The sequence below is a fragment of the Mycobacterium sp. NGS49 genome (assembly GCF_059812565.1).
This window is the reverse complement of the sequence record NZ_JCALCX010000067.1, coordinates 1-11,722: the sequence shown is the minus strand read 5'-3', so window position 1 is coordinate 11,722 and position 11,722 is coordinate 1. Positions and strand designations below refer to the sequence as shown.

Genomic DNA, 11,722 nt, shown 5'->3' with positions numbered 1-11,722 from the left:
CGTCGGCAGGTCCGGGCTGGATACGTCGTAGGTGCGCCCCGGTTGGGTCAGCAGCGCAGCCAACTTCTCGGCCTTCTCCGCCGCACGATCGGTGGTCCCCCAGATCACCACGCGACCGTCGGTCAGCGTGAGCGTGATCGAGGAGACCGACGGAGCGGCGATGCGGCCCACCTGGTCGGCGACCTCGGGACGCAGCGTGCTCAACACCTTCAAGGCGGCCAGCGTGGCCGGATCGGTGGGCCCTGGGTTCTCCGCGTCGATGTACGGCACCGACGGCGGTGGCGGGTCAGTGGCGAAATCGACGCCGTCGCGGTCGAAAAGATGCGGTCCGTCCGGAAAATCCTTCACCACCACCGGGATTCGCTCGACGATGGTGATGCGCAGCGCCGACGGGTATTGCCGCTGCACCCGCGCGCTGGCCACCCGCCGGATCGCCGCCACCCGGTCGGCGACCTGGTTGGTGTTGATCTGCAGCAGCGGCGTGCCGATCCGCACCTGGGCGGCGTCGAGCACTTCCTCCCGGGTCACCACGCCGGTGCCGGTGACCACGATATTGCGCGCAGCCATCGCCGGCGTGAAGTAGAGGATGAGACCCAGCCCCACCCCGACCACCACCAGCAGCACCGTCGCGAGCAGCATCTTCAGACCCCGAACCACCCCGCGCGCAACGGGTTTGGGCTCGGGCAGGACGCTTCCTTTGGCGCGCCGCCTGGCCTCGCGGCGGGCCTCCTCGATGGCGGTCGCACGGGCCTGCACGGCACGGCGCTCCGCGCGTTCGCGTCGGGCACGCCGACGCGGGCCTTCGAAGTCCTCCGCTTCCTCGGTTTGCGGGGTTTGCGCGGCTTCCGGGGATTGCGAGGCCTCCGGGGCAGCATCTTGGCCCGAGCCACTGAAGATCGGCTCGGTGATCGCCTCACCGGTGCCGGCAAGAGCGGGAGGCTCACCCGCCAGGTCGGTAGGCCGAGCCCCAGATTCGTCGGCGTCGGGTCCGCTCACCGCGGCACTCCGGCATCGGGTCCACCGCGGTTGGCTCGCCGGCGAAGCGCATCGAGTATCTCGGGGCCCAGCAGCGTCACATCACCCGCGCCCATGGTGACAATGACGTCTCCCGGTGCCGCAGCCGCGGCCACCGCCTGGGGCACCCCCGAGAAGTCGGCGAGATAGTGGACGGGAACGCTGACATGCTCGGCGACCGTGGCCCCGCTGATTCCTGCCAACGGTTGCTCGCGCGCGCCGTAGACGTCGAGCACGAACACCTCGTCTGCACCGCTCAGCGCGACGCCGAACTCCTGGGCGAAAGCCTTTGTCCGCGAATACAAATGGGGCTGAAAGACCACCAGCGAACGACCGCTGCCGCGCTGCTCGACCACGGAACGGACCGCCGCCAGGGTGGCGCCGATCTCGGTGGGGTGATGGGCATAGTCGTCAAATACCCGCACCGAGTCGGCGGTGCCGACCAGCTCGAAGCGCCGCCGCACCCCTTCGAAGCCGGCCAGCCCGTCAAGCACGTCGTCGACGGGCGCGCCGATCTCGGTCGCCGCCAGCAACGCGGCCAGTGCGTTGAGTGCCATGTGGCGCCCCGGCACCGCAAGCCGCATCACCCGCGGCTGCGCCTCACCACCCAGTTGGATGTGGGCGACGGCTTCGGTGCCGTGCTGTTCCCACGACAACAATCTGGCGGCCAGCGGCCCGTCGGTCGACCCGTAGCAGAGCACCCGTATTCCCAGCTCCGCCGTGCGCCGGGCCAGCGCAGCCGCGCCCGGGTCGTCGGTGCACACTACCAGGGCACCACCGGGCGCGAGCCGCTCGACAAAAGAGTCGAACACCCCGACGTAGGCCTCGGTGCTGCCGTAGAAGTCCAGATGATCGGACTCGATGTTGGTGACCACCGCGACGTTGGGCGTGTACTCCAGCAGCGTGCCGTCGCTCTCGTCGGCTTCGGCGACGAAGTAGTCGCCGCTGCCGTGGTGGGCGTTGGTGCCCGCCTCGCCGAGTTCACCACCGACCGCGAACGAGGGATCCCGTCCGCAGTGCTGCAGCGTGACGATGAGCATCGACGTGGTGGTCGTCTTGCCGTGCGTGCCGGTGACCATCAACGTGGTGCGCCCCGCCATTAGTTTGGCCAACACCACCGGCCGCAGGACCACCGGAATCCCCCGACGCCTCGCTTCGACCAATTCCGGATTGGTCTTGGGGATGGCGGCATGGGTGGTGATCACCGCCGTGACGCCGCCGGGCAACATGTCCAGTGCCGAGGCGTCGTGACCGATGCGGATCTGCGCCCCGCGGGCCCGCAGCGCATGGACGCCGCGCGACTCCTTGGCATCGGAGCCCGACACCAGGCCACCGCGGTCCAGCAGGATGCGGGCCACGCCGGACATCCCGGCACCGCCGATACCCACCATGTGCACACGCTGCAGCTCCGGCGGCAGCTGTTCGCCGGTCATCGCAATCCTCCGGCCCGGGCACGCCGGCCCACATCGAGCGCCGCCTGAGCCACCTGCTGCGCGGCATCACGGTGTCCGACCCGTGCCGCGGCGGTCGTCATCGCCGCAAGCCGGGCCGTGTCGGTGAGTAGCCCGGCTACTTCGCGCGCCACCAGGTCCGGCGTCAGCGCCGCGTCGGCGACGATGATGCCGCCCCCGGCGTTCACCACCGGCAGCGCATTGAGCCGCTGCTCACCGTTGCCGATCGGCAGCGGCACATAGATCGCGGGCAGGCCGACGGCCGAGACTTCGGCCACCGTCATCGCCCCGGATCGGCAGATCACCATGTCGGCGGCGGAGTAGGCCAGGTCCATCCGGTCCAGGTAGGGCACCGCGACATACGGCGGGTCCCCGAGATTCGGTGTGCGTAGCTCGAGGGTGTTTTTCGGGCCGTGCGCATGCAGTACCGACACGCCGGCGGCCGCCAGGTCGGCAGCAGCCGCGGACACGGCCCGGTTCAGCGACACCGCACCCTGTGAGCCGCCGAACACCAGCAGCACACGCGCATCCTCGGCGAAGCCGAAGTGGGCCCGCGCTTGCGCGCGTAACGCGGCGCGGTCCAGCGCGGTGATCGTCGCCCGAATCGGAACCCCGACCACTTCGGCGCGCCGCAGCCCGGAATCGGGCACCGCCGACAGGATCCGGTCGGCCGACCGCGCGCCAACCCGGTTGGCCAGCCCGGCTCGGGCGTTGGCCTCGTGAATCACCACCGGAATACGGCGGCGTCCGGCCCCGCCCCGGGAAGCCAGGTAGGCGGGCAACGCCACATAGCCGCCGAAACCGATGATGACGTCGGCGCCGACGCCGTCGAGCACCGCTCGGGTTTCCCGCACCGCTCGCCATACCCGCGGTGGCAGCCGGGCCAGGTCTCCGCTGGGTTTGCGGGGCAGCGGCACCGCCGTGATCAGCTCGAGGTGGTACCCGCGCTCGGGTACCAACCGGGTCTCCAATCCGCGCGCGGTGCCCAACGCGGTGATCCGGACCCCGGGTTCCAGTGCGGTCAGCGCGTCGGCGACGGCCATCGCCGGCTCCACGTGTCCGGCGGTGCCGCCGCCGGCCAGCACGACCGAGAACGTGCCACCGGCGGGCAGAGGACCGTCCCCTTGCCCGCCGGCTGACTCCCTGACCTGGTCGTTCACCCGTAACGCTGACCTTCCAGTGCACTTGCGCGCCGTGTTTGACGTCGGCCCGCGTACTGCGGGCCAGATCCATGATGCCTGTCCCGCACGTGCCCGCTGCCTCCGGACCGGCGTCCCGTACGCGGCACCGCCTTCGGCGGTGGCGGCGCGGCGGCCCGGCGCGGCGGTTTGCGTGCCGGCTTCGGCTGCGGACGTTTGCGATCGCGGAACGCCTCGAGGCGGCTGGGCGAGTACGGCTCCGGCAGCGGCAGCCGCAGCAGCCGGTTCACCTTATCGTCGCGCCCGGCCCGCAGCGCGGCCACGGCTTCGGGCTCGTGGCGCGCCGCGCTGGCGATGATGCCGATCTGGGTCAGCGTCGCGGCCGTCGACGTTCCCCCCGCCGAGATCAGCGGCAGCTGCAGGCCGGTAACCGGCAGCAGACCGATCACATAGCCGATGTTGATGAACGCCTGTCCCAGCACCCACAAGGTTGTCGTGGCGGTCAGTAGCCGCAGGAACGGGTCCGCGGATCGCCGCGCAATGCGCATGCCGGTGTAGGCGAACAGCCCGAACAGTCCCAGCAGGCCCACCGCACCCACCAGGCCCAGCTCCTCGCCGATGATGGCGAAGATGAAGTCGTTGTGGGCGTTGGGCAGGTAGTTCCACTTGGCCACGCCCTGGCCGAGTCCGTCGCCGAAGATGCCGCCGTGGGCCAGTGCGTACTTGGCCTGCCGAGCCTGGTAACCGGAGTCCATCGGGTCGTCTTCGGGGTTGAGCCAGGACCGCACCCGGTCCGAGCGGTAGCCGGCGGACACCGCCAGGATCCCACCGGCGATGAAGACCGCCCCCAGTGAGGTGAGGAAGACGCGCAGCGGAAGCCCCGCATACCAGAGCAGGCCCAGCAAGATGATGCCCAGCGACACCGTCTGGCCCAGGTCGGGCTGGGCAACGATCAGTGCCAGTGCCACCAGCGCAGCAGGCACGAGCGGGATCAGCATGTCGCGCAACGACGCCCGCTCCATGCGCCGGGCGGCAAGCAGGTGCGCGCCCCAGATTGCGAACGCCATCTTGGTCAGCTCGGAGGGCTGCATGGAGAAGCCGGCGACCACGAACCATCCGCGTGAACCGTTGGCTTCCTTGCCGATGCCGGGAACCAGCACCAGGACCAGCAGCACGATGGTGAACGCGAAACCGGTGAACGCGATACGGCGCATGAACTGCACCGACATCCGCAGGGCGACGTAGCAGCCGAACAGGCCGACGCAGGTCCACATGACCTGCTTGCCGAAGATCACCCACGCCGATCCGTCGTCGTCGTAGGACCGCACGCCGGACGCGGACAGCACCATGATCAGACCCAAGGTGGTCAGCAGTGCGGCGACGGCAATGATGAGGTGAAACGAGGTCATCGGCCGGCCCAGCCAGGCACCGAATGCGGTACGGGGCCCGCTCGGACCGACTTTGAGCGCCTTCTCCTCAACGGCAGCTGCCTCAGCCCGGTCGCCGTCGCCGTGGTCCGTGGCCTCGTCAGAGTCGGGCGTGTCCCCCTTGTCCCGGCGCAGCAACCGGGTCAGTGCGATACCCACACCGCCTACCGGACCGCGGCGCGTACGGCGGCCGCGAAGGCATCGCCACGTGCGGCGTAGCCACTGAACTGGTCGAACGATGCGCCTGCCGGGGCCAACAACACCGTGTCACCGGGTTTGGCCAGGTCGCGGGCCGCGGCGACCGCTGCCGCCATCACACGCGCGCCCAGATCGTCGCCGTTATTCACTTGTGTCACATCGGCAACAGAAATCACACCAGTCGCATGCATCTCAATATCCTCGCCTGTAACAACCTGTACGACGGGGACATCGGGGGCGTGTCGTGATAACGCCTCGGCAACCTCGGCGCGATCTCGTCCGATGAGCACCGCCCCGACCAGGTGTGACGCCATCCGGCCCACCTCGGCGTCCAGCGATGCCCCCTTGAGCAGACCGCCGGCCAGCCACACCACCCGGGGATAGGCCAGCACCGAAGCCTGTGCGGCGTGCGGGTTGGTGGCTTTGGAGTCGTCGACATAGGTGATGCCGTCCGCGACGGTCACCACCTCGGCGCGGTGACGACCCAACCGGAACGAGCCGGTGGCCGCGGCGATCGCTTCCGGGGCCACGCCGACCGCGCGCGCCAGCGCCGCGGCCGCCAGGGTGTTGAGCACCCCGACCGGACCCGGCACGGGTATGGAGGTGACCGGAAGCAGCGGTAGATCCTGGGCGAAGGCACAATCGATCAGCCACCCGTCGCGCACACCCAGCTCCCCCGCCGCTGGTTCGCCGAGCCGGAAGCCGACCCGCACCGATGCCGGCGCGGTGTCGCGCAGCGCCGCCGCCCGGCTGTCGTCCAGGCCGACGACGGCGACCCGGCCCGCGAGCACCCGGGCCTTGGCGGCGGTATAGGCAGCCATGGTGTGGTGCCAGTCCAGGTGGTCTTCGGCGATGTTGAGCACCACCCCCGCCTCGGGCCGCAGCGACGGCGCCCAGTACAGCTGAAAGCTGGACAATTCCACGGCGAGCACGTCGGACGGCTGGTCCAGCACGTCGAGCACCGGATCGCCGATATTCCCGCACAGCCGGCTGCGCAGTCCCCCAGCGATCAGCATGTCGTGCAGCATCGACGTGGTGGTGGTCTTGCCATTGGTCCCGGTGACCAGCAGCCAGCGGCGCGGCGGCCCGAACTCACCGGCCGCATCCAGTCGCCAGGCCAGTTCCACGTCGCCCCAAATGGGCACGCCGGCCGCCGCGGCGGCAGCCAGCACGGGTGTGGTCGGCTGGAACCCCGGGCTGGTGACCACCAGCGCATAGCGCTCGATCTGCTCGATCGCGGCCGCCGGGTCAGCGGTCAAGACGCGGTTCTCGGCGTGCGGGGCCAGCATCTGCGGGTCGTCGTCGCACAGCGTCGGCACCGCCCCGAACCGGGTCAGCGCAGCCAGGACCGCGCGGCCGGTCACCCGGGCACCAGCGATCAGAACGGGCGCACCGGGCGCTAACGGGTCGAGCACCTCAGGCCCCGATCGTGGACAGCCACTCGCCGTAGAACAAGGCGACGCCCAGACCGCAGGTGATCGCGGTGAGTAGCCAGAACCGGATAATCACCGTGGTTTCGGCCCAGCCGCCCAGTTCGAAATGATGGTGGAAGGGGGCCATCCGGAAGACCCGGCGGCCGGTGGTTCGGAAGGCCAGGATCTGCAACACCACCGAGGTGACCTCGGCGACGAACAGCGCCCCAAGCACCACGGCAAGTATCTCGGTGCGGCTGGTCACCGAGAGTCCGGCGATGATGCCACCCAGCGCCAGCGACCCGGTGTCTCCCATGAAGATTTTGGCAGGCGCGGCATTCCACCACAGAAAACCGATACAGGCCCCGGCGGTGGCGGCCGCGATCAACGCCAGGTCCAGCGGGTCGCGCACGTTGTAGCAGCCCAGCCCGGGCGCGGTGACGCAGGCGTTGCGGTACTGCCAGAAGGTGATCAACACGTATGCGCCGGTGACCATCGCCATGCATCCGGCGGCCAGGCCGTCGAGCCCGTCGGTGAAGTTGACCGCGTTCGACCAGGCGCTGACCACCACGACACAGAACAACACGAACAGTCCGGGCGCGAAGGTCACGGTGGCGATCTCGCGCACGTAGGACAGGTCCGCACTGCCCGGCGTCAGCCCGGCATTGTTGCGGAACTGCAGCACCAGCACCGCGAACAGCACGGCGGCGGTGATCTGCCCGACCGTCTTGGCCGTCTTGTTCAGGCCCAGGTTGCGCGAGCGGCGGATCTTGATCAGGTCGTCGATGAACCCGACCCCGCCCAGGGCGGTGGCCAGTCCGAGCACGGCGAGCCCCGACGCGGAGATCCCCTCGCCGTCGAATGCCAGCCCGAACAGGTGGGTGCCCAGGTAGCCGGCCCAGATGCCGGCCAGGATGGCCACCCCGCCCATCGACGGCGTGCCCCGCTTGGTGTGGTGGCTGGGCGGACCGTCCTCGCGGATCTGGTGGCCGAAACCCTGCCTGGTGAACAGCCGGATCAGCGCCGGCGTGAGCAATATGGAGACGGTCACCGCGATGGCGACGGCGATCAGGATCTGCCTCACGGGCGTGCGCCTTCGGCGATCAGTGCGTCGGCCAGCGCTCCCAATCCAGCCGAGTTGGACGCCTTGACCAGCACCACGTCCCCGGGCTGCAGTTCGGCGCGCAACAGGGCCAGAGCGCCGTCGGCGCTATCGACCATGACGGCTTCCTCCCCCCACGAGCCCTCCATCACCGCACCCTGGTGCATGGCGCTCATCGACCTCCCGGTTCCCACGACAACGAGTCGAGACACATCTAATCGCACGGCGAGCCGGCCGATGCGGTCGTGCTCGGATATTGCATCCTCACCGAGCTCGGCCATCTCGCCCAGTACCGCCCAGCTGCGTCGCGGTTGGTCGTCACCGTGTGCGATCCAGGCGAGCGCTTGTAGACCGGCCCGCATGGAGTCGGGGTTGGCGTTGTAGGCGTCATCGATGACGGTCACGCCGTCGGCGCGGGTAATCACCTGCATGCGGTGGCGCGACACCGGTCCCGCCGACTTGAGCGCTGCCGCGATCTGGTCGACGCTCGCGCCACATTCCAGCGCGACCGCCGCGGCGCACAGTGCGTTGCTGACCTGATGGTCGCCGTAGACGCCGAGGCGGACGTCGACTTGTTCGCTGCCGGCGTGCAGGGTGAACTGGGGCCTGGCCAACTCGTCGAGGGACACCGGGCCGGCCCACACGTCGCCGGCGCTTCGGCTCACCCGGACCACCCTGGCCGCGGTCACCTCGGCCATGGCCGCCACCATCGGTTCGTCGGCGTTGAGGATGACCACTCCAGATGACGAAACCGCCTGCGGCAGCTCGGATTTAGTCTGGGCAATGATCTCCCGGGAGCCGAACTCGCCCAGGTGGGCGGTGCCGACGTTGAGTACGACGCCGATCGACGGGGTGGCGATGTCGGCCAGCGCAGCGATGTTGCCGGGATGACGCGCCGACATCTCCAGGATCAGGAAGTCGGTATTGCGCGTCGCCCGCAGCACCGTCCAGGGGTGACCCAGCTCGTTGTTGAACGACCCCGGCGGGGCCACCACCTCACCCAATGGCCGCAGCACCGCGGCCACCAGGTCCTTGGTCGACGTCTTGCCCGACGAGCCGGTGATCCCGATGATCCGCAGCCCGCCGCCCACCAGGTCGGCGGCCACCGCCTTGGCCAGCTTGGCCAGCGCGGCCAGCACGGCGGCACCCGACCCGTCGGCGTCGTGCTCGAGCACTCCGGCCCGGTCGTCGGCCGCGACTTGGGGCTTGACGACGATCGCCGGCACGCCGACCGGCCGGGCGGCCAGTACCGCCACCGCGCCGGCGGCCACCGCCGACGCCGCATGGTCGTGCCCGTCGGCGCGCGCACCGGGCAGCGCCAGGAACAATCCGCCCGGGCCTACGGCGCGTGAGTCGAATTCCACCGTCCCGGTTACCCGGGTCGTCGCGGCCCGCTCGGGGGTGATGTCGGCCAGTGTGCCGCCGACGATCTCGGCGATCTGGGCCACGGTCAGGTCGATCATCGGTGAGCCTCCAGCGCGTGCGCCAGCTCCACCCGGTCGTCGAACGGCCGCACCTGGTCGCCGCAGCGCTGACCGGTTTCATGGCCTTTGCCGGCGATCAGCACCACGTCTCCGGGCCCGGCCCAGGCGACCGCATACCGGATCGCGTCGCGGCGGTCGCCGATCTCGATCAACTCGGCTTTGGCGTCCACTTCGATTGCGCCGGAAAGGATTTCGCGACGGATATCGGCGGGGTCCTCGCTGCGCGGGTTGTCGTCGGTGACGACGACGAGGTCGGCGAGTTCGGCGGCCACCGCACCCATCGGCGCCCGCTTGCCCGGATCGCGGTCACCACCGGCCCCGAACACCACCGCCAGGCGACGGCCGGGTTGCCTCAGGGTGGTCAACACGGCGCGCAGCGCGCCGGGTTTGTGCGCGTAGTCGACGAGCGCGAGGAAATCCTGGCCGCGGTCAACGCGCTCGAGACGCCCCGGCACCCGCGTTTCCCGCAGACCCGGCGCCGCCTGCGCCGGCGACACCCCGACCGTGTCCAGAAGCGCCAGCGCGACAAGGCAATTGGCGATGTTGTAGTGGCCCGGCAGGTTGATTCCGATGCGGTGCTGGGCGCCGGCGGGATCGACGGCGGTGAACTCCTGACTCGCCGGTCCGGCGCGCGTCACGTCGAGGGCGCGCCAGTGCGCGGGTTGGCCGCTGACGCTGACGGTTATCGCGTCACCGGCGCGCGCCGCCATCGCACGGCCCGCGTCGTCGTCGACGCACACCACGACCCTGCGGGCGCGCAAAGCCGAGGCGGGGTCGAACAACAACGCCTTGGCCTCGAAGTAGTCCGCCATGGTCGGGTGGAAGTCCAGGTGGTCACGCGAGAGGTTGGTGAAGGCGCCGACGGCGAACTCGGTGCCGTCCACCCGGCCCAGCGCCAGCGCGTGACTGGACACCTCCATCACCACGGTGTCGACACCGCCCTCGGCCATCGCCGCGAACATCGCCTGCAACGCCGGGGCCTCGGGCGTGGTCAGGGCGCTGGGGATGTCGACACCGTCGATACGAATACCGATGGTGCCGACCAGCCCCGCGACCCGGCCGGCCGCGCGCAGACCGGCCTCGACCAGGTATGTCGTGGTGGTCTTGCCCGATGTGCCGGTGATCCCGATGACCGGGACGCGGTCGGACGGGCGCCCGTATACGGTCGCGGCCAGCCCGCCGAGCACGCTGCGCGGTGCCGGGTGCACCAAGATGGGGACGGCCGCGGAGTGCGGCCCCATCGCGGCGACACCTTCGGCGTCGGTGAGCACCGCGGCCGCACCTCGCTCGATGGCGTCACCGGCATGCCGCGCGCCGTGGGTCGTCGAGCCGGGCAGCGCGGCGAACAGGTCACCGGGCTGAACGTCCTGGGCGCGCAACGTCACCCCGGTGATGAGCACATCGGCGACGTTGACCTGCGTCGCCGAGATCTGTGCGGCCAGCGCCGACAGCGGCAACCCGGCGACGGCGCGGGGGCGCAGCCCAGTGGGCGTCGACTCCGCCACGGGCAGCACCTCCGTCCGAGCGCAGAAGTTCAGGGATCGCCATGATCGGCCCTGACACCCTACCGAGACGCCCCCGGTCGCCGCGCAAAGCCGCGCCCGCGCAGTCAGCTAGGCAGCTATGACAATCCATTCGTGCCGGAGGTGCCGAGAATCAGGCCTCCGCTGCCGCCAGTGCCGCCGGCCCCGCCGGCGGCACCATTGCCGCCGTCACCGCCGTCGCCGAACAACGTGGAGACGAAGGAGCCCTGGGCGATTGCCCCGACATTGCCGCCGCTGCCACCGCTGGCAGCCACGCTGCCGAAGCCGGCGTTCCCGCCGTTACCGGCCAAGCCGATGCTCAGCAAGCCGCCGGCATCGCCGCCGTCACCGCCGTTGCCGCTCTGACCGACGCTGCCGCCACCCGCGCCCCCGTTACCGCCGATAGCAAGGCCCGCGACATTAGCGCCCTGGCCGCCCACGCCGCCGACGCCGCCGACGCCGTTGTTGCTGAATCCGCCCGCACCGCCGACCCCGCCGACACTCAGGCCCAGGACCGCCACGCCCATGCCGCCGCCACCGCCCGCGCCGCCTGGCCCGGCGGGGTTCACGGCGCCGCCGATACCGCCGGCACCTCCAATGCCTGCACCCAGGACGACAGCGCCCGTGCCGCCCATTCCGGCCGCACCGCCTCCGGAGGGACCCGCTCCACCCATGCCACCGACGCCACCCTGGGCGTAGCCGCTCAACACACCGGCGACACCGCCCGCGCCCCCGGCGCCACCGATGCCGGCAGCGTCGAAGGCCGCTCCGCCGGCGCCGCCTGCACCGCCGAGGCCGAAGAGGTAACCGCCGCCGGCGCCACCGGCACCACCAGCGCCACCCGAGGTGAAGCCGCTTCCGCCGGCACCACCGGCACCGGCTATACCCAGGAGCACACCGCTCCCCTCGCCGCCGCCGCCGCCGGTGCCCCCACCGATAAAGCCGTAGCCGCCCGCACCGCCGTCACCCCCG

At 70.6% G+C, this 11,722-nt stretch carries 8 protein-coding genes and 1 pseudogene; all 9 read right to left on the bottom strand.

Going from position 1 to position 11,722, the window contains the following annotated elements; all coding sequences use genetic code 11:
- Positions 1 to 996: cell division protein FtsQ/DivIB (locus AC5Y7D_RS30370; protein ID WP_499929809.1), on the bottom strand; the 996-nt coding region annotated here is incomplete at its 3' end.
- Positions 993 to 2,447, bottom strand: a complete 1,455-nt coding sequence (murC, locus tag AC5Y7D_RS30365) for a UDP-N-acetylmuramate--L-alanine ligase (RefSeq protein ID WP_499929807.1) — start codon at positions 2,445 to 2,447, stop codon at positions 993 to 995. The genes murC and AC5Y7D_RS30370, both read right to left, overlap by 4 nt.
- Complete coding sequence (gene murG / locus AC5Y7D_RS30360; protein ID WP_499929813.1) at positions 2,444 to 3,577, bottom strand: undecaprenyldiphospho-muramoylpentapeptide beta-N-acetylglucosaminyltransferase; 1,134 nt, start codon at positions 3,575 to 3,577, stop codon at positions 2,444 to 2,446. Before murG ends, murC begins: the two co-directional genes overlap by 4 nt.
- Before the next feature lie 44 nt (positions 3,578 to 3,621).
- Positions 3,622 to 5,190 (bottom strand): putative lipid II flippase FtsW, encoded by a 1,569-nt coding sequence (gene ftsW, locus AC5Y7D_RS30355; protein WP_499929805.1) that lies wholly within the window; start codon positions 5,188 to 5,190, stop codon positions 3,622 to 3,624.
- Positions 5,191 to 5,195: 5 nt separating this feature from the next.
- On the bottom strand, positions 5,196 to 6,644 hold the full coding sequence (murD, locus tag AC5Y7D_RS30350) for a UDP-N-acetylmuramoyl-L-alanine--D-glutamate ligase (protein WP_499929803.1): 1,449 nt from the start codon (positions 6,642 to 6,644) through the stop codon (positions 5,196 to 5,198).
- Between the two features lies 1 nt (position 6,645).
- Complete coding sequence (gene mraY / locus AC5Y7D_RS30345) at positions 6,646 to 7,725, bottom strand: phospho-N-acetylmuramoyl-pentapeptide-transferase (RefSeq protein WP_499929801.1); 1,080 nt, start codon at positions 7,723 to 7,725, stop codon at positions 6,646 to 6,648.
- Entirely contained in the window at positions 7,722 to 9,206 is a 1,485-nt protein-coding gene (locus tag AC5Y7D_RS30340; RefSeq protein ID WP_499929799.1) for a UDP-N-acetylmuramoyl-tripeptide--D-alanyl-D-alanine ligase, read from the bottom strand. Before AC5Y7D_RS30340 ends, mraY begins: the two co-directional genes overlap by 4 nt.
- Positions 9,203 to 10,765, bottom strand: coding sequence for a UDP-N-acetylmuramoyl-L-alanyl-D-glutamate--2,6-diaminopimelate ligase (locus tag AC5Y7D_RS30335; RefSeq protein WP_499929811.1), 1,563 nt, complete (start codon positions 10,763 to 10,765; stop codon positions 9,203 to 9,205). The genes AC5Y7D_RS30340 and AC5Y7D_RS30335 overlap by 4 nt, the downstream gene beginning before the upstream one ends.
- Positions 10,766 to 10,848: 83 nt before the next feature.
- Positions 10,849 to 11,722 (bottom strand): annotated as a pseudogene (locus tag AC5Y7D_RS30330) (PE family protein); the annotation flags it as partial.

Excerpts from the sequence above, each read along its gene's own strand:
- murC (WP_499929807.1), bottom strand. The coding sequence starts at position 2,447 with ATGACCGGCGAACAGCTGCCGCCGGAGCTGCAGCGTGTGCACATGGTG.
- AC5Y7D_RS30340 (WP_499929799.1), bottom strand. The coding sequence starts at position 9,206 with ATGATCGACCTGACCGTGGCCCAGATCGCCGAGATCGTCGGCGGCACA.